This is a genomic window from Rhodococcus sp. 06-1474-1B (assembly GCF_002258885.1).
Lineage (GTDB): Bacteria > Actinomycetota > Actinomycetes > Mycobacteriales > Mycobacteriaceae > Rhodococcoides > Rhodococcoides fascians.
This window is the reverse complement of record NZ_NOYR01000032.1, coordinates 304,348-321,664: the sequence shown is the minus strand read 5'-3', so window position 1 is coordinate 321,664 and position 17,317 is coordinate 304,348. Positions and strand designations below refer to the sequence as shown.

18 protein-coding genes are annotated in these 17,317 nt (G+C 64.4%); 6 read left to right on the top strand and 12 right to left on the bottom strand.

Going from position 1 to position 17,317, the window contains the following annotated elements:
* Positions 1-9: 9 nt before the first annotated feature.
* From CH266_RS19390 to cobC, 4 genes are all read right to left on the bottom strand, one after another.
* Complete coding sequence (locus CH266_RS19390) at positions 10-1,122, bottom strand: bifunctional RNase H/acid phosphatase (RefSeq protein ID WP_240933721.1); 1,113 nt, start codon at positions 1,120-1,122, stop codon at positions 10-12.
* Positions 1,119-1,856, bottom strand: a complete 738-nt coding sequence (locus CH266_RS19385; protein ID WP_027497425.1) for a zinc ribbon domain-containing protein — start codon at positions 1,854-1,856, stop codon at positions 1,119-1,121. The genes CH266_RS19390 and CH266_RS19385 overlap by 4 nt, the downstream gene beginning before the upstream one ends.
* Positions 1,857-1,962: 106 nt before the next feature.
* Positions 1,963-3,084, bottom strand: a complete 1,122-nt coding sequence (locus tag CH266_RS19380; protein WP_094715964.1) for a Nif3-like dinuclear metal center hexameric protein — start codon at positions 3,082-3,084, stop codon at positions 1,963-1,965.
* Between the two features lie 14 nt (positions 3,085-3,098).
* Positions 3,099-4,136 carry an Rv2231c family pyridoxal phosphate-dependent protein CobC gene (cobC, locus tag CH266_RS19375; protein WP_094715963.1) on the bottom strand — a complete coding sequence of 346 codons (1,038 nt, stop codon included), beginning with the start codon at positions 4,134-4,136 and terminating at the stop codon, positions 3,099-3,101.
* A 42-nt stretch (positions 4,137-4,178) separates the two neighbouring features.
* On the opposite strand from cobC, the gene CH266_RS19370 reads away from it, so the two are divergent.
* From CH266_RS19370 to CH266_RS19360, 3 genes are read left to right on the top strand one after another with little or no spacing between them, the layout of a single operon-like run.
* Entirely contained in the window at positions 4,179-4,871 is a 693-nt protein-coding gene (locus tag CH266_RS19370) for an HAD-IA family hydrolase (RefSeq protein WP_094715962.1), read from the top strand.
* The gene (locus CH266_RS19365) at positions 4,868-5,341 is read left to right on the top strand and encodes a low molecular weight protein-tyrosine-phosphatase (protein ID WP_176457143.1); all 474 of its coding nucleotides are present in this window, start codon (positions 4,868-4,870) and stop codon (positions 5,339-5,341) included. Before CH266_RS19370 ends, CH266_RS19365 begins: the two co-directional genes overlap by 4 nt.
* Positions 5,342-5,359: 18 nt before the next feature.
* Positions 5,360-6,277 carry an SURF1 family cytochrome oxidase biogenesis protein gene (locus CH266_RS19360; RefSeq protein WP_094715961.1) on the top strand — a complete coding sequence of 306 codons (918 nt, stop codon included), beginning with the start codon at positions 5,360-5,362 and terminating at the stop codon, positions 6,275-6,277.
* Here CH266_RS19360 and CH266_RS19355 read toward each other — a convergent pair.
* The 3 genes from CH266_RS19355 to CH266_RS19350 all read right to left on the bottom strand — a co-directional run bounded on the left by CH266_RS19355 (position 6,218) and on the right by CH266_RS19350 (position 8,462).
* Complete coding sequence (locus CH266_RS19355) at positions 6,218-7,186, bottom strand: cobalamin biosynthesis protein (protein WP_094715960.1); 969 nt, start codon at positions 7,184-7,186, stop codon at positions 6,218-6,220. The two genes, CH266_RS19360 and CH266_RS19355, sit on opposite strands and share 60 nt — an antisense overlap.
* A gap of 47 nt (positions 7,187-7,233) precedes the next feature.
* Complete coding sequence (locus CH266_RS25950; protein ID WP_255032530.1) at positions 7,234-7,359, bottom strand: hypothetical protein; 126 nt, start codon at positions 7,357-7,359, stop codon at positions 7,234-7,236.
* A gap of 200 nt (positions 7,360-7,559) precedes the next feature.
* A complete protein-coding gene (locus CH266_RS19350) occupies positions 7,560-8,462 on the bottom strand; it encodes a LysR family transcriptional regulator (protein WP_032384613.1) in 903 nt (300 codons plus the stop codon).
* Positions 8,463-8,537: 75 nt separating this feature from the next.
* On the opposite strand from CH266_RS19350, the gene CH266_RS19345 reads away from it, so the two are divergent.
* Positions 8,538-10,067, top strand: coding sequence for a CoA-acylating methylmalonate-semialdehyde dehydrogenase (locus CH266_RS19345; protein ID WP_094715959.1), 1,530 nt, complete (start codon positions 8,538-8,540; stop codon positions 10,065-10,067).
* Between the two features lie 82 nt (positions 10,068-10,149).
* Complete coding sequence (locus CH266_RS19340) at positions 10,150-11,316, top strand: iron-containing alcohol dehydrogenase (RefSeq protein ID WP_032370265.1); 1,167 nt, start codon at positions 10,150-10,152, stop codon at positions 11,314-11,316.
* Here CH266_RS19340 and CH266_RS19335 read toward each other — a convergent pair.
* On the bottom strand, positions 11,313-12,722 hold the full coding sequence (locus CH266_RS19335) for an amino acid permease (protein ID WP_027497435.1): 1,410 nt from the start codon (positions 12,720-12,722) through the stop codon (positions 11,313-11,315). The genes CH266_RS19340 and CH266_RS19335 overlap by 4 nt on opposite strands.
* A 113-nt stretch (positions 12,723-12,835) precedes the next feature.
* On the opposite strand from CH266_RS19335, the gene CH266_RS19330 reads away from it, so the two are divergent.
* Positions 12,836-13,777: an NAD(P)/FAD-dependent oxidoreductase gene (locus tag CH266_RS19330; protein ID WP_094715958.1), complete on the top strand. Its 942-nt coding sequence runs from the start codon at positions 12,836-12,838 to the stop codon at positions 13,775-13,777.
* Positions 13,778-13,789: 12 nt separating this feature from the next.
* Here CH266_RS19330 and CH266_RS19325 read toward each other — a convergent pair whose 3' ends face one another.
* The 4 genes from CH266_RS19325 to CH266_RS19310 form a co-directional block, all read right to left on the bottom strand.
* Entirely contained in the window at positions 13,790-14,461 is a 672-nt protein-coding gene (locus tag CH266_RS19325) for a nitroreductase (protein WP_094715957.1), read from the bottom strand.
* Positions 14,462-14,553: 92 nt separating this feature from the next.
* Positions 14,554-15,441 carry a MetQ/NlpA family ABC transporter substrate-binding protein gene (locus tag CH266_RS19320; RefSeq protein ID WP_094715956.1) on the bottom strand — a complete coding sequence of 296 codons (888 nt, stop codon included), beginning with the start codon at positions 15,439-15,441 and terminating at the stop codon, positions 14,554-14,556.
* A gap of 26 nt (positions 15,442-15,467) precedes the next feature.
* Positions 15,468-16,076, bottom strand: a complete 609-nt coding sequence (locus tag CH266_RS19315) for a methionine ABC transporter permease (RefSeq protein ID WP_094716047.1) — start codon at positions 16,074-16,076, stop codon at positions 15,468-15,470.
* A gap of 83 nt (positions 16,077-16,159) precedes the next feature.
* Positions 16,160-17,167 (bottom strand): methionine ABC transporter ATP-binding protein, encoded by a 1,008-nt coding sequence (locus tag CH266_RS19310; protein WP_094715955.1) that lies wholly within the window; start codon positions 17,165-17,167, stop codon positions 16,160-16,162.
* Between the last annotated feature and the right edge of the window lie 150 nt (positions 17,168-17,317).

Sequence of the window (17,317 nt, the reverse complement as noted above, 5' to 3'; positions counted from 1 at the left end):
TCCACAGGGTCAGGTCAGGTGAGACGTGTCGTTGACCAATTTCACCGATGCCCCGCCGTCGGGGTAGAACTCGGCGATGCTCAGCGACGCGAGGTCCAGGTGCATTCGGTAGAGCAGTGACGGTCCGACGTCCAGTGCCAGTTGCAGCAGTGTTTTGATCGGCGTCACGTGTGTCACGACGACGATCGTCTTGCCCGCGTACTCTCCGATCAGTCGATCGCGTGCCGCTTCGATTCGAGTGCGCACTGCGTCGAAACTCTCACCGTTGGGCGGGGCCACCGAGGTGTCACCCAGCCAGGCCCGATGTTGTTCGGGATAGCGGTCTTTCGCCTCCGCGAAGGTCAGACCTTCCCAGTCGCCGAAGTCCGTTTCGGTCAGATCGTCGACGGTGGTCACGTCGAGTCCGAGTGCACCTGCCGCGGCGTCGGCGGTCTGTCGGGCGCGGCCGAGGGGGGACGAGACGATCGCTGCGATGTCGTCGTGTCCGCCGAGCCGTGCCGCTGCAGCGGTGGCCTGTCGAACCCCCAGCTCGGTCAGTTCCGGATTTCCGCGACCCGAGTATCGCCGGTCGACCGACAGCGCGGTCTGGCCGTGGCGCAACAACAACATTCGGGTGGGGTCGCCCACTGCACCGGTCCACCCGGGGGCCGCCGCGGGTTGCTTCGCGGCCGGTTCGGAATCGGGCAGATCAGGGAGGTCGATCCCCTTGGCCGCGGCGTCCATCGCCTCGTTCGCCAGACCGTCGGCGTGTGAGTTCTGCTCCCGCGGAATCCATTGGAAGGTGACGTGATCGAACGTCCGAGCAAGCTCCGCCGCTCGGCGATTGAGCGGAATCATGTCGGGATGCTTGACCTTCCAGCGTCCCGACATCTGTTCGACGACGAGTTTGGAGTCCATCCGAACGTCGACCTCGCGGGCACCGACGTCCGCGGCTGCCGTCAAAGCAGCGATGAGGCCCCTGTACTCGGCCACGTTGTTCGTTGCGATTCCCAGCGCCTCCCGGCGTTCGGCCAACACCTCGCTGCGATCTGCCGAGAACACCACGGCTCCGTACCCGGCGGGACCCGGGTTGCCGCGGGAGCCGCCGTCGGCTTCGACGACGACCCGTTGCGCGGCACTCAAATTCCGGACTCCTTGGTGCGCACCAGGATTGCGTTGCATTCGGAGCAACGAACCAGAGCGTCGGCAGGTTTGTTGGCGATGCTCGCAATTTCGTTGCGATCGAGCTCTATTCGGCATGCGCCGCATCGGCGGGCCTGTAGCAACGCTGCGCCACGACCGGTCAGTGCGCGTTGCTTCTCGTACAGCGCCAGCAGATCGGCCGGCATACCCGAGATCAATGCCTCGCGACGCTCGGCGCTCCGCTTCTCCGCGACGTCCAGGTCTGCGACAGCGTCGTCGCGGCGACGACCGGCGTCGACCATTTCGTCCTCGATCTGCGTCAACTGCGCCCCGGCGTGCTCGTAGTCGCGCTCGCTGGCCTCGCGCTGTTCCATGACTTCGAGCAGTTCTTCCTCGAGGATGCTCTGCCGCCGTTCGAGACTGCCCAGCTCGTGCTGCAGCTCGGTCATCTGCTTGGGCGCAATCGTGCCGCTCTCGAGCATCTTCTTGTCGCGCGCCTCGCGCTGGCGAACGGCATCGACTTCGCCCTCGAGCTTGCGGATGTCGCGATCGAGGTCGTCCATCGAGATCTGCACCGTGACGGCAGCATCCTTGCGGGTGATGCGCTCGGCCTCGAGTTTGTCGACCTCCTGCTGCTCGGGGAGGGTCTTTCGGCGATGGGCGATCTGCGAGAGTTCGGTATCCACACCGGCCAATTCGAGTAGCGAGGCCTGGACTTTGGGATCGACGTTCACGCTTGATGACTCCTGCGACTATGGAAGTTGATTCCGATTACCCTACCGGCTGCGCAGAACGTACCGAGCCGGATCCGTCCAGTCCCCCGGTCGCGGGGTTCGTCGGTCACAGCGTCCACGGGTCGGTACGGACATCGCTGACCCTGCTGCTCCAGCCGTCCGTGTCGCCGAATTCGGCGTCCACGATGCTCCTCGCCTGAGCACACCACGGGAACTCCGAGGCCCAGTGGGCCGTGTCGATCACCGCGGGCCCACCCGCCCTCAGGTGCTCGTCGACGGGATGATGCCTGAGATCGGACGTGACATAAACGTCGGCGTCGGTCCGCGCGACGGTTGCGAGGAACGAGTCCCCTGCTCCCCCGCACAGGGCGACGATCGACACCGTCGCGTCCGGATCGCCCGCTGCTCGCACTCCCCAGCTGGTGGCCGGCAGAGCGTCTCGGACGACATCGGTGAACTCGGCGAGCGTCATCGGATCAGGCAATCGTCCGATCCGCCCCAGACCGGTGCACGACGGTAGGGCCGCGGATTCGAAGACATCGAACGCGGGCTCCTCGTACGGATGCGCGCGCCTGAGCGCGGACTGCATCCGGGCGCGGTCGGCCCGGGATGCAACCACCTCGATTCGGTCCTCAGTCACGGTGTGGACTTCGCCGACGACACCGAGCGTCGGATGAGCACCGGGCTGCGGCCGGAACTGGCCGAGCCCCTCGGTGTGCCAACTCGCTTCGCTGTAGTCGCCGATCTCACCGGCTCCGGCGTCGAACAGCGCTTGGCGCACCGCCGCAGTGTCGGCGGACGGCACGAATACGACCCATTTGTCGTGCGCCGGAGCAGGAATGGGATCGAGTGGCCTGGTGTCGATCACACCGAGGGCCGACGCGAGTGCGTCGGAGACACCGGGATCGGCCGAGTCGGCGTTGGTATGGGCGGTGAACAGCGCGCAGTCGGCCTTGATCAGGCGGTGGATCACCGAGCCTTTGGCGGTGTCGGCCGCAACCGAATCGACTCCTTTGAGCAGCAGAGGGTGATGGGCGACGATGAGGTCGGCACCCCAGGAGATGGCCTCGTCCACGACGGCCGGGGTGACGTCGACGGCGTAGAGCACCTGTCGCACAATGGAATCCGGATCTCCGCATACCAATCCCACCGAGTCCCAGCTCTCGGCCAATCGAGGCGGGTATGCCTTGTCGAGAACCTCGATGACGTTCGCCAGAGTCACTGCCATGTCGATTGCTCTCCTCACAGAACGGTGTTCAACGCATGCACCAGTATGTCGACGTGTGCCGAGTCCCGTACGGCGACGCGTAGGTAGTTGCGATCCAGTCCGGGAAACGTGTCGCCGCGCCGAACCGCAATTCCCTTCGTGCGCAAACGTTCTCGGATCCCGTCGGCGTCATCGACCCGCGCCAGAAGAAACGGCGCTCGCGCCGGTCCGGCAATGTCGAGACCGAGTGCGGTCAGTCTCGCGATCATGGCGTCACGTTCGGCGTCGATCCGCAGGGCGTCGGCTCGGGCCTGCTCGACCGCGAACGGCTCGGTACAGGCACGGATTGCTTCGAGTTGCAGAGTGCCGAGCGGCCAGTGCGCACGGCCCCGCTGCATTCGTTCGAGTACGTCGGGATGGGCCAGAGCGTAGCCGCACCGCAACCCCGCCAATGCCCACGTCTTCGTCAGGCTTCGGAGTACCAGCACGTCCGCGACGCTGTCCGAGGAGACCGACTCTCCTGCTCCCGTCACTGCGTCGGCGAATGCTTCGTCGACCACGACCGTGCGGCCGGGCCTACGCAGACCGAGCACTTCTTCTCGGGGATGCAGCACCGACGTCGGATTGGTGGGATTGCCGACGATCACCATGTCGGCGGCCTCGGGCACCAGGCCCGGATCGAGCAGAAACGGCGGCGGGAGTAACACCCGATGCACGGGAATGCCGGCCTGCTCGAGCACCCAGTCGGGCTCGGTGAAGGACGGGTGCACGGTTGCCACGAGGGCCGGCTCGAGCCGTGGCAGCATCGCGAATCCTTCGGCTCCGCCACCGAGCAGCAGTACCTCGTCCGGCGAGCGCCCGTGGTGTGCGGCGACCTGCTCCCGAGCCGCCCGCTCGGCTGCCCCCGATGGATACGAACCGAGCGAGTTCAGGGCTGCAGCGAGCCGATCACGAAGCCACGGGGGCGGGCCGGCACCGCGCACGTTGACAGCGAAGTCGACGAGGCCCGAGCCGACCTCGAGATCCCCGTGATGACGGAGAAGTGCATCGGGGCCGGACGCTGTATCGGACATCGCGACGAGCCTAGCCGTCACGTGCACCGATAGGCTCAGGCCATGTCTGCCGCTCTGCCCGCATCCGTTGTCCTGTTCGATCTCGACGGAACGTTGACCGATTCCGCACCGGGAATTCACGCAGGATTTCGCCACGCGCTGGCCTCGGTCGGCGCTCCCGAACCGACCGAACAGCAACTCTCTCTCGTCGTCGGTCCACCGCTGATCGACACGCTGCGCTCGATGGGCCTGGACGAGGAGGCAGCTCAGCGCGCGCTCGCCGCCTATTTCGACCGATACGACGAGCGGGGTTGGGCCGAGAACACCGCGTTCGACGGCATCGAGACAGTGCTGACGCGATTGCAGGATCGCGGTGTTCGGCTGGGCGTGGCGACGTCCAAGTCGGAGCGCTTCGCCATCCGGATTCTCGACCACTTCGGCTTGTCCCGGTACTTCGACTTCATCGGCGGTGCCAGCAACGACGGGTCGCGGCGAGCGAAATCCGACGTCATCGCGCACTCGCTGACTAATCTCGGCATCGATCCCGTCGAATCCTCGGACGGCGGCACCGCAGGGGTGATCATGATCGGCGACCGCGACCACGATGTGCACGGCGCGGCTCGGTTCGGAATTCCGGCGGTCTACGTGGAATGGGGCTACGGCATCGACGGTGAGAGCGACGACGCGGCGTTCACCGCGTCGGACATGGACGAACTGGCCGCCGTGCTCGAGCAGAACACGCAGGCGTCACGATGAGCGAGCCACTGCACGTGACATTCGTGTGCACCGGAAACATCTGTCGATCACCGATGGCCGAGAAGGTGTTCGCCGCGCACCTGAGCGAGGCGGGCCTAAGTGATGCCGTCCGCGTGTCGAGCGCGGGAATCGACGGGTGGCATGTCGGCGACGGCGCAGACCCGCGGACGGTCGCCGAACTCGATGCGCACGGCTACGAGAGCGAGCACGAAGCGAACCAGGTGGGACCGGACCACCTCGCCGCCGATCTGATCGTTGCTCTCGACACCGGCCACGCTCGATCTCTACTGCAGTTGGGTGCACCGGCCGATCGGGTGCAGCTGCTGCGTTCGTTCGATCCCGACGCCGACGATGCGTCGGTCGCAGATCCCTACTACTCGTCGGATTCTGCGTTCACCGAGGTGCGAGAACAGATCGAGGACGCCGTGCCCGGCTTGATCGATTGGGCGCGGTCTCGGCTGACCGCCTGACCCGGCTACCGTGGTGGGGTGGAGAAGTTACGGTTCTTGCTGCGTCCGAAGTGGTTGGTGCTGGCCGCCGTCGCGCTGGCGTTCGCATTCTTGTGCTTCAGCGTGCTCGCTCCGTGGCAGCTGGGCAAGAACACCTCGACTTCTGCACGCAACGACTTGATCACCCGATCGGTCGGGGCAGATCCGGTGCCGATCACCGACGTTCTCACCGGGAACGGTTTCGCGGCCGACGACGAATGGCGGCGGGTGATCGCGCAGGGTAGTTACGTGGAGAATTCCGACGCCCTGGTGCGGCTGCGCAGCATTCGTGATCAGCCCGCGTACGAGGTCATCACTCCGTTCGTCATCGACGGTGGCCCTACTGTTCTCGTCAACCGCGGATACGTGCTCCCGGTGGAGGGAACGCGACCGCCCGAGTTCGCAGCAGCTCCGACCGGCCCGGTCACTCTCGATGCCCGCGTTCGTCAGGCCGAAGGAACATCACGTGAGCCGATCCAGGAGGACGGCCGCCTGCAGGTGTACAACATCAACCCGGAGCAGATCGGAGCAGCGGTCGGTGTCGACGCGATCGACGGGTACCTGCAGCTCGACGACGGTCAGCCCGGTGGCCTCGGCCTCATCGAACTACCGCAGACCGACGCGGGCCCCTATCTGTCCTACGGGCTGCAGTGGCTGGCGTTCGGCATCATGGCACCGTTGGGTCTTGCGTATTTCGTCCGCGCCGAGCTGCGGGAGCGACGCATGTCTCGAACCGAGATGAACGACGCGATGTCCGATCAGTCCGACCCGATGTCCGACGACGATTCCGCGCCGGACGACGAGGAAGAATTCACTCTTCCGACCCGACGCGAGAAGCGGGCCAGGGCCCGCGCGGCATCACAGGCGAGAACGCCGACGGATCCTCGCTTGGCCGATCGATACGGCAAGAACCGCTGACGCACCCGTCGCGAACTCTTGCACCCGTGTCGACAGCACGACTGCTCGCCGAAGGTCCCGTGCCGTGGGCGCTCGACCGTCCCCGAGTGTCGGCCTGATCTCCACGCCGTGCCGGTATTGAGTGCGCCCACCGAGTTGTAGTCCGAGCGCACCCGCCGACGCGGCTTCGGGCACCCCCGCATTGGGGCTGGGATGACGGGACGCGTCGCGTCGCCACACCCGTAGCGCGTGTGCAGCAGAACCCTGCACCAGCGGTGCTGCGAGAACGGTGGCCGCACCCGTGACTCGTGCCGGCAACAGGTTCAGCGCGTCGTCGAGGCGTGCGGCGGCCCATCCGAAACGTAGGTATTTCGGAGACCGGTATCCCACCATTGCATCGAGTGTGTTGCTGGCTCGGTACGCCAGGATTCCCGGTACGCCGGCCAGGGCTCCCCACATCACGACACCGACCGTCGCGTCGGATGTGTTCTCGGCAATGGATTCGAGTGCCGCGCGCGCCAGCCCGTCGGAGTCGAGGAATGCCGGGTCACGTCCGCACAGTGACGGGAGCAATGCGCGTGCGCCGGGCAGGTCGTCTCGGTCAAGGTGATCGGCCATCGAGCGACCTACCACCGACAGCGATGTTCCGCCCAGCGCGGCCCACGTCGCGGTGGCCACCAGAGCGGCCTCGGCCGGTGGGCCGAGACGCGACACTGCTCGCGTGGATGCGATTCCGAGTGCGGTGACGCCCCCTACCAGTACGGCGGTATGGATGACACCCGCAATCCTGTTGTCGCGGTAGAGCCGAGCTTCGAAGCGAAGGGCAGCCGTTCCGAATCCTGCTACCGGATGCCAGCGCTGTGGGTCTGTGAACACTCGATCCAGGCCGTAGCCGACCAGCAATCCGATCGCTCGGGGGTGTGTCCACATCGCACGAATCTATCCACCGGCCATCCGGTGTGCGGCATCGGTACGGGTCAGGCCCAGCGCCGGTTGTACGCGCCGGACAGCTGACGGCTCCTGAAGTCGATGTCGCTTCCGTCGTTGAGCAAGGCAATGGCCATACCGACGAAACCTATTGCTGCTACTACGAACATGGTCATGATTCCCCCAAGAATCGTTGTGGGCCTGCCGCGGCGGTGCCGTGGCCGACGTGTTCCGTAACAGATTGTTACCCGCCGGTAGGGCGATTCCCACTGCTTTGAGGTCGGCGTCACGTGTGTCTGTCGTCACGAGACGCCGGACACATAGAACGTCCAAAATTCAACGGCCACCGCCGATCTCGTGCATTTAGTGACCGCGACTATCGACCGACGGGCACCGCATGCATGTGCGGCTCCTCGGCCACGACCGAGCCGATGAAATCGTCCACCACCTTCACCCGCGCCAACCCCGTCAGCTCCCGCGGAATCACCGTCCAGTAGGTGCGTTCGACCGAGACGAGGCCCGGCAACACCGGAATCAACGTGTCGTCCGGTTCGCCGATGTAGCTGGGCAACGGCGCAATTCCCACGCCGGACCGCGCCGCGATCCACTGGCCGGTGATGTTGTTGGTCTGAATCTGCGCCCGACCGTCGGGCAGAATCGAATCCAGAATGCGCAGCGGCGCTACGTCGAGCAGCGCATCCACGTAGGAGATCAGGGTGTGCCCACGCAAACCGTCGACCGAGTCGATCGTCGGCTGCGCAGCCAGATATCGCTCGGCGGCATAGAGGGCCAGAGTGTAGGTCGCCAATTGCCGGGCCACCACCAACCTGGGCGACGGCCGTTCCAACGTGATGGCAATGTCGAACTCCCTGGTGGCCAACGAGTTGTGCTCGGTGGCGGTGACGAGTTCGATATCCAGATCGGGATGCTTGTCGCGAAGCGCACCCAACTTCGGCGTGAGAACGAAGGCACCGAATCCGTCCGGGGCAGCGATACGCACCGTCCCCCGCAGCGATCCGGTATCGGATGTCTGATCCTCGAAGGCGGCGATCAGCGTGGACTCCACGGTTTCGGCGTACCCGACCAGCCTGCGCCCCGCCTCGGTCAATCGCCATCCCGTCGGGGTTCGGTCGAAAAGTCGTTGCCCTGCGGACTTCTCGAGGGCCGTGATGCGTCGACCGACCGTGGTGTGGTCCACGCCGAGCGTTCGCGACGCATCGGTCAGACGTCCCGTTCTCGACACTTCGAGGAAATAGCGGAGGTGGTCTGGGTTGAACACTCGCCCAGCCTATCCCCCTGTGCATTTATGCACGGCAATCTGCGATTTTGGCCTTTGACATGTGCATCGATCCCAATGAGACTCGAGACACACCGATGGAAGGAACGAACGTTGACCGACGTCATCTCACACTGGCTCGATGGTAAGACTTTTTCCGGATCTTCCGATCGGACGTCGCCGGTCACCAACCCCGCCACCGGGGAGGTCACCGGCACGCTCACGCTCGCCGACCGGAGCGATGCCCGGGCCGTCATCGACGCCGCCGCAGCTGCCTTTCCCGCGTGGCGCGACACCTCCCTGGCCAAGCGCACCTCGATCCTCTTCTCCTTCCGAGAACTGCTCAACGCCAAGAAGAACGAGCTGGCCGAGATCATCACGGCCGAGCACGGCAAGGTGCTCTCGGACGCCCTCGGCGAGATTTCTCGCGGCCAGGAAGTGGTCGAATTCGCCTGTGGCATAGCCCATCTACTGAAGGGCAGCTACACCGAGAATGCGTCCACCGGAGTGGACGTCTATTCCATTCGTCAGCCGCTCGGGCCGGTGGCCATCATCTCCCCCTTCAATTTCCCTGCCATGGTGCCGATGTGGTTCTTCCCCATCGCCATCGCCGCCGGTAACACCGTCGTGCTCAAGCCGTCGGAGAAGGACCCGAGTGCCAGCATCTGGCTCGCGCGGCTCTGGGCCGAGGCAGGCCTGCCCGACGGCGTGTTCAACGTGCTGCAGGGAGACAAGGAGGCCGTCGACGAGTTGCTCGAGAACAAGAAGATCAAGTCGGTCTCCTTCGTCGGATCGACGCCCATCGCTCAGTACGTCTACTCGACAGGCACCGCCAACGGCAAGCGTGTTCAGGCCCTCGGCGGCGCCAAGAACCATGCCGTCGTCCTCCCCGATGCAGATCTCGACCTGGCCGCGGACGCCATGGTCAACGCCGGCTTCGGCTCGGCGGGTGAGCGATGCATGGCCATCTCGGCTCTCGTGGCCGTCGGGAAGATCGCCGACGAGCTCGTCGCCAAGATCGCCGAACGCACTACGCCACTGGTCACCGGCGACGGCACCCGCGGCGCCGACATGGGCCCGCTCGTCACCCGGGTACACCGCGACAAGGTTGCGTCCTATGTCGACGCAGGCGAGGCGTCCGGTGCCACGATCGTCGTCGACGGCCGCACCGTCCAACCCGACAGGGCTGCGGACGGATTCTGGCTCGGCCCCACGCTCATCGACCATGTGACACCGGACATGAGCATCTACACCGACGAAATCTTCGGTCCTGTGCTCTCGGTCGTGCGTGTGGAGACCTACGACGAAGCCCTCACCCTGATCAACGACAATCCGTACGGCAACGGCACGGCGATCTTCACCAACGACGGCGGGGCGGCGCGGCGTTTCCAGAACGAGGTCGAGGTCGGCATGGTCGGTGTCAATGTGCCGATCCCCGTTCCCATGGCGTACTACAGTTTCGGTGGCTGGAAGAGCAGTTTGTTCGGCGACAGCCACGCTCATGGCACCGAAGGAGTGCACTTCTTCACGCGAGGCAAAGCCGTCACCAGTCGCTGGCTCGATCCCAGCCACGGCGGTATCGATCTCGGCTTTCCTGCAAACAACTGAGTTCTACAAAGCCCATGTGCGTGGAAACTCGTAGCCCACTACGAAGTTCCACGCACATGGAGATACCGCGAAGGAGCACTCCATGGTTGCCAATATCTCTTTCCCACGTTTTCTGAAACTCGGCGGCGGTGCTGTCGAGGAGCTGGGTACGGTACTGACCGACCTGGCCGTATCTCGTCCCCTACTCGTCACCGATGCGTTCATGGCAGGCAACGGCTCGGCCGATCGACTGATGACGATCATGACCGAGGCCGGTAAGTCGCCTGCTCTGTTCTCGGGCACCGTGCCCGATCCAACGACGGATTCGCTGATCGCCGGTCTCGAAGCGGTGCAGCAGCATTCGGCCGATTCCATCATCGGGTTCGGCGGCGGCAGTCCGATGGACACGGCCAAGGCGTTAGCCATTCTCGCTGTTCAGGGCGGGACTATGCGGGACTTCAAGGCCCCGGTGCTCTCCACCGGTCCGGCGCTTCCGATCATCGCCATTCCGACGACCGCGGGAAGTGGTTCGGAGGCAACGCAGTTCACCATCATCACCGACGTGGCCTCGGACGAGAAGATGCTGTGCCCCGGCCTGTCCTTTCTGCCGATCGCGTCGATCATCGACTTCGAGCTGACAATGTCGATGCCGGCGCGTCTGACCGCCGATACCGGCGTCGACGCTCTGACACACGCCATCGAGGCATACGTCAGCAAGAAGGCCAACCCCATCTCCGACGGTTTGGCGCTCAGCGCGATTCGCACCATCGGAACGTCGCTGCTGCGGGCGTATCGAGACGGAGACGACCGGCAGGCACGCGAGGCCATGATGCATGCGTCCACCCAAGCGGGAATGGCGTTCTCCAACGCCAGTGTCTGTCTGGTCCACGGGATGAGTCGACCGATCGGCGCGCATTTCCATGTCGCGCATGGGCTGTCCAACGCGATGCTGTTGCCCGCTGTCACAGCCTTCTCCATCGGCGGAGCCCAGTCCCGCTACGCCGACTGCGCCCGCGCCCTCGGTGCGGCATCGGAAGCCGATTCGGACGCGGTTGCCGGTGGCAAATTGCAGGACGCCATCGTCACACTGTGCCGTGAGGTCGAAGTTCCCACTCCTGAGACGTTCGGCATCGACAAGTCGACGTGGGACGACCTGTTGCCGCTGATGGCCGAGCAGGCTCTCGCGTCCGGCAGCCCCGGTAACAATCCGGTCGTTCCGACGGCTGAGCAGATCGTCGATCTGTACCGCCAGGTCTACGCCGGGATCTAGGCCGAGTCACCGGACACGCGGGCGGCAACCTTGTCGCGCCGCGTGTTTCGGCGTTGAACGATGATTCCGCCGATCACCGTCACCGCCGCCAGCACCGCCGAGAGGAGGATCGACGATCGTTGCTCCGGCCGCACCACCATCATCACCAAGACGAAGACGATGAATCCGATGGCCAAATAGGTGAGCCACGGATAGAGCCACATCAGAACGGCCGGGCGCTCGCCGTCGCGATCGAGTTGGCGACGCAGCACCAGTTGACTGCTGGCGATGGCAAGGTAGACGAACAGAGCTACGGCACCGGTGGTCGCGAGCAAGTAGGTGAAGAGCTTCTCGGGAAGAATGTAGTTTCCGACGACGGCGAGGAAGCCGAGCACCATCGAGGCGATGACGGCAACCCACGGCACTCCGTTGGCGGTGATCTTCTTGACTGAGCGCGGCGCATCGCCGCGATCACCGAGCGAGTAGAGCATGCGCGACGCGGTGTAGAGCGCCGAATTGAGGCACGACGCCACTGCGGTCAGAATGACGATGTCCATGATGGTCTCCGCGTGGGGAATTCCCATCTTGGACAGCACATACTGGTAGGAGCCGGTTGCCGGGTCCAATTCGTTCCAGGGAACGAGCGCGACGATGACGAAGATCGATCCGAAGTAGAAGATCGAGATACGCCAGATCACCGAATTGGTGGCACGGGTGATGCCCTTTGCAGGATCCTTGGACTCGGCTGCAGCGATGGTGACGATCTCGGATCCCATGAACGAGAACATCGTCGTCAGCATGGCTGCGATCACCGCGCCGAAGCCGAGCGGCATGAAGCCGCCGGAGGCCCACAATTGGTCTACGCCACTGACTTCGGAGTTCGGCAGCCAGCCCAGGATGGCCGCGATGCCGAGACCGATGAACGCGACGATGGCCACGACCTTCACCAACGCGAACCAGAACTCGAACTCGCCGTAATTGCCGACGCTGATCAGGTTGGTCGCGGTGAGCGCAACGACGATGATCAGGGCCCACATCCATTGGGCACCGCCCAGCCAGTTGGTGAGGATGGCGGCAGCGGCGGTTGCCTCGACGGGGATCACCAACACCCAGAACCACCAGTACAGCCATCCGACGGAGAAGCCGGCCCAATGTCCCAGTGCCCGGGTCGCATACGTCGAGAACGAACCGGTGTCGGGGTTGGCGGTGGCCATTTCCCCGAGCATGCGCATCACCAGGATGACGAGGAGTCCGGCGAAGAAGTAGGCCAGCAGCACCGCAGGTCCTGCGGTGGCGATGGCGTTGGCGGAGCCGACGAACAGTCCGGCACCGATCACTCCGGCTATCGAGATCATCGTCACGTGCCGCGGCTTGAGACTGGTTCCCAGTCCGTGCTCTCCGGTATCTGGCTTATCCGTAATTGCCATTTCAACAGTTCAGCACAAGGTCGGGCCCTCCGCAGCAGGTGGCCGAATTGTCCAGACAATGCGTAGTACATAAGGCGGGCTTACTTACTCGGTCCGCCGGGCATACTGACGACATGACTGTCGATGTTGGGCGCACCACGGACTCGATCACCATTGTCGGCGCGGGTATCGCGGGTGCCGCCTGTGCCCGAGTACTGCGCGCGGCGGGCGTCCCGTTCCGCATCGTCGATCGAGGACGTGCCCCGGGCGGACGGATGTCCTCCCCCGAGCTTCACGGGCGTCGTGTGGATTTGGGTGCCGGTTACTTCACCGTCCGAGATCAAGATTTCGCGACGGTTGTGTCGGACTGGGAGTCGAGGGGCCTTGCGCGCCAGTGGGCCAACACCTTCGGCATCCTCAAGCCCGACACAGAACCGTGCACCACCACCGGGCCGGTCCGTTGGGCCACGCCACACGGGCTTCGTTCTCTGGTGCGAGACATGCTGGCAGACTTCGACATCGAAGGTGCCTCCGAGTTGACCGACCTACCCGACGGCCACGTCGTGGTTGCGATGCCCGATCCTCAAGCGACTCGACTGACCACAGTCCCCGACGCCGTCGATTACGAACCGGTCATCGCGGTGGCATGTGGATTCGACGGGTTGGATGTGCCGTTCCGCGACGCGGCCTTCGTCAACGATCATCCCGATATCGCGTTCGTCGTCGACGACGGTGCCCGGCGGGGTGACGGTGCGCCGGTGCTGGTGGTTCACACGACCCCCGAGCGGGCACAGCAGCACCTCGCCGATCCCGACGCAGTGATCGCCCCGGTCCTCGACGCGCTACGCGAACTGTCGGTAATCTCCACGGCACCCAACTGGACGCATGCCCATCGCTGGACGTTCGCAAAGCCTGCGGCGCAACATGATTCCACCTTCGCGCTCGAGCTGCGGGACGGGCGGCTCGTCGGATTCGCAGGCGATCAATGGTGTGAATCCGGCGCGCCCAGGGTGGAAAGCGCATGGCGATCGGGCACGGATCTGGGTACGGAACTGGTTGGTCGGCTCCAGAGCTGACGCCGTCACACCTCAGCTGAAAAAGGTCACCGTCTCACTCAACGGTGCACGGCTGGTGCGGAATCCGTTGATCGGGTGGCTCTCGTCGGGGTAGCCGAACGAGATGCCGGCTACCACCCTGCGGGTATCCGGGATATCGAACCATTCGTGGACGAACGGCGAGTACGCGGCGAGCGCGGCCTGAGCTATCGCGCCGAGCCCGAGACTCTGCGCGCCCAGCAGGAACGTCTGCAGATACAGCCCGCAGTCGACGGCACCGTAGACACCCAGGTCCGCATCGGTGGTGATGATTGCCGCGTGCGGGGCGTCGAACAGCTCGAAATTGCGAATGAACTGACGCGTCGTCGCCTCGGTGTCGGACTTGACCACGCCGATGCTCTCGTAGAGCGCACCGCCACACTCACGACGACGTGCCCGGTGCAGGGCGTTGTAGTTGGCCGGAAACGGAAAATCCGGTTGCGGCACACCGGACGCCACATGTTCCACCAAGGCCTCGGAGAACTTTCGCGTGGCATCGCCCTCGGTCACGATTATTTGCCACGACTGGGTGTTCGACCACGATGGAGTGCGCTGGGCGGCCGCCAACAACTGTTCGAGCACGTCCCGTGATACCTGCTTCGGCAGGAACTGCCGGCATGAGTACCGCTCGTCGAGTAAACCTGTCAACGATTCGTACCGGGTCACGTCGTCCGCCTCACATCGTGTCGTCTTCCGACCGAACGTAGCACCACCGCTGCGCCCGACGGTCCGCTGTCGGACCGTCGGGCGCGAGGCCGTTACTGAAGTGGCAGGAGGATGTCCTTCACCCGCGGGTCGGTGGCGAGGAACTCCTGGACCGCAGGGTCCTTGAACGCGGCGACGAGGTTCTTGATGTTGTCGCTGTCCGCCCACCGGCTACCGATCGTGAGCTGGCCGGCGAACTCGTCCGGTGCCGGTGGTGCGAAGATCTGCTTCTCGACGGGAATTCCGGCCGCGAGGTAGTACTCCGTATAGCCCACTGCTGCATCGAGATCCGGCAATGCCCGCGATTGCGCGGCGAAGTCCAGCAACGTGAACTTCAGGTTCTTCGGGTTTCCGACGATGTCCTTCTGCGTGGCCGTCGACTTGTCGACCGCGGGGTCGAGGGTGATCAGACCGGCTCGCTCGAGTACCCACAGACCCTGCGCTTCGTTGGCGGGATCCGAGTAGAGCGAGACCGTTGCGCCGTCCGGCAGTTGAGCTGAGTCGGAGTACTTGTCGGACCACAATCCGAAGCCCCAACGGAACACCGGGGTTGCGGCCTCTTCTTGGAAGTCGGGGTTGGATTCGAGTACCTGTCCGAGCCACAGCTTGTGCTGGTACACCGTGGCGGCCACCTCGCCCTCACTCACCGCGCGGTTGATGGTGTTGCTGTCGGCGAGTCCGCGGAATGCAACCGTGATGCCGTACTTGGGAGCTACCTGATCGGCGACGAATTCGACGAGTGCCTGCTCGGATGCGTTGCCTTCGGCAGTGGCGACGACGAGTGTTGCGCCCTCGGTTTCGTTGGCCGAGGCCGTGTCGCCGAAGAACGCGGTGCGGACAACCACGGCGAGTGCGATCAGCAGCACGACGGCCCCGATGATCCAGGGCGCTTTCCGACGGTTCTTCAGCTCGAAGCCGTGCGCTTCGGTGGACGTTGTCATGATGGATGAGACCTTTCGAATGTGGTTCAAGCAGTGCGCAATGCGCGCTGATGAGGTGTGGTGAAGCGAACGAGCGCATCGCCGACGAGCTGCACGACGGCGACAGTGAGAATCAGGATGACGATCGTGACGGTGTGATCGAATCTTTGGTATCCGTATGTGACTGCGACATAACCGATTCCGCCCGCTCCGATGGTGCCGGCGATGGCCGAGTATTCGATCATGGCGATGACGTTGATGGTCAGGCCTCCGATGATCGACGGCACGGCCTCGGACAATTGTGTGGTGGTCACCTGCAGCGTGGAACCGCCGGACGCCCGGGCGACGTCGACCACCGACGTCGGGACCGAGCGGAGAGAGTTCTCGACGATGCGGGTGAAGAATGCGATGCCCGCCAACGACATCGGTACCACCGCGGCTGCAATACCGATATTGGTTCCGGTGATCCAACGAGTGACCGGAACCAACGCAGCCATCAAGATCAGGAACGGCAACGACCGCCCGATGCTGACGATCCAGCTGATCGGCGCATGGAACACCGGGTTTTCGAACAGTCCGCCGGGGCCGAGGTTGAACAGCACCGCTCCGAGCGGCACACCGACGAGCACCACGATGAACATCACGATGCCGACCATGGTCAGTGTGTCGCCGAGCGCAGGCAGGAGGAGAGCAGGCAGCTCGTCGACCGGAACCTTGTTGCCTGCGGCCACGATTGCGATCACGACGCAGCCTCGAAGATCGGCTGCGCGGTCTGTGCAGATCCGGACAACCCCAGGGCTTTCAGTGCACCGGGGACGCGTCCACTCAGGTGGGCACCGATGCCGAGCGACGCACTTCCGACAGCCACTCCGGCCACTACCTGAACGGAGGCTCCCAACAGCGCAACCGGTGCGCCCGGGTCCTGGCCCAGCCGCGAGATCCAGTCCTGCGGAACGTCGGGCGAGTCGTAGGTGACGTACCAGCGCACGTCGCCGGCTGCAGCCTGTGCGTCGTCACGCCTGGGGCGCAGCTCGTTGCCGAGCGCCGACGTGTGGTCGGTCAGTAGGTCGACCAGCCGACCCGATTCGACGATGCGTCCGTGATCGAGTCTGGCCACCGAATCAGCGGCTCGCAGAACGGTATCCATTTCGTGGGTGATGAACACGATGGCGAGGTCGAGGTCCTGGCGCAGTTCTCGCAGCAACTCGACCACCGATTCGGTGGTCTGCGGATCCAAGCCGGAGGTCGCCTCGTCGGAGAGCAGCACCGACGGTCGAAGCGCCAACGCACGCGCAATTCCCACTCGTTGCCGCTGTCCGCCCGAGAGTTGAAAGGGATAGCGAGCGGCTTTGTCGGACAATCCCACTCGGTCGAGAAGCTCGCCCACTCTCATGGCCGTCTCGGCTTTCGTCGCCCCGAGGAAGTCCAATGGCAAGGCGACGTTCTCCGCCACGGTTCGACGCGAGAGAAGACTCGAAGACTGAAACACCGTGCCGATGCGCCGCCGCGCAACCCGAAGTTGTTTGGGATTCAACGCCGTCAGGTCGTCCCCGTTGACGATCACCGAGCCCGAGGTGGGCCGGGTGAGCAGGTTGATGCACTGGGCCAGCGTGCTCTTGCCGGCACCGCTGGGGCCGACCACGGCGAGAATCTCGCCGGACCGAACCGAGAAATCCAGCCGGTCGAGTACGACGGTTGTGCTCTCCCCTGTCCCGTAGGTCTTGGTCAACTGCGCTATCTCGATCATGCTCCGACGCTCTTTTCAGTGATGTGACGGCGCAACACTGAGGTGTCGGCGGCTCGATGACCAGCTATCGACTCATCACGATCCGAACTGTTCCCACCGGTCTGGGTCGTCGGTAGCGTCGCATCGCTGTCGATATCCAAGACAGGTCGT

Coding starts and splice junctions, on each gene's coding strand:
- CH266_RS19365 (WP_176457143.1), top strand. CDS start 4,868: ATGAGCGAGCCACTGCACGTGACATTCGTGTGCACCGGAAACATCTGT.
- CH266_RS19310 (WP_094715955.1), bottom strand. CDS start 17,167: ATGATCGAGATAGCGCAGTTGACCAAGACCTACGGGACAGGGGAGAGC.
- CH266_RS19315 (WP_094716047.1), bottom strand. CDS start 16,076: ATGGTCGGCATCGTGATGTTCATCGTGGTGCTCGTCGGTGTGCCGCTC.
- CH266_RS19380 (WP_094715964.1), bottom strand. CDS start 3,084: ATGGCAGTGACTCTGGCGAACGTCATCGAGGTTCTCGACAAGGCATAC.
- CH266_RS19355 (WP_094715960.1), bottom strand. CDS start 7,186: ATGTGGACACACCCCCGAGCGATCGGATTGCTGGTCGGCTACGGCCTG.
- cobC (WP_094715963.1), bottom strand. CDS start 4,136: ATGTCCGATACAGCGTCCGGCCCCGATGCACTTCTCCGTCATCACGGG.
- CH266_RS19335 (WP_027497435.1), bottom strand. CDS start 12,722: ATGGCAATTACGGATAAGCCAGATACCGGAGAGCACGGACTGGGAACC.
- CH266_RS19370 (WP_094715962.1), top strand. CDS start 4,179: ATGTCTGCCGCTCTGCCCGCATCCGTTGTCCTGTTCGATCTCGACGGA.
- CH266_RS19345 (WP_094715959.1), top strand. CDS start 8,538: ATGAGACTCGAGACACACCGATGGAAGGAACGAACGTTGACCGACGTC.
- CH266_RS19340 (WP_032370265.1), top strand. CDS start 10,150: ATGGTTGCCAATATCTCTTTCCCACGTTTTCTGAAACTCGGCGGCGGT.
- CH266_RS25950 (WP_255032530.1), bottom strand. CDS start 7,359: ATGACCATGTTCGTAGTAGCAGCAATAGGTTTCGTCGGTATGGCCATT.
- CH266_RS19320 (WP_094715956.1), bottom strand. CDS start 15,441: ATGACAACGTCCACCGAAGCGCACGGCTTCGAGCTGAAGAACCGTCGG.
- CH266_RS19330 (WP_094715958.1), top strand. CDS start 12,836: ATGACTGTCGATGTTGGGCGCACCACGGACTCGATCACCATTGTCGGC.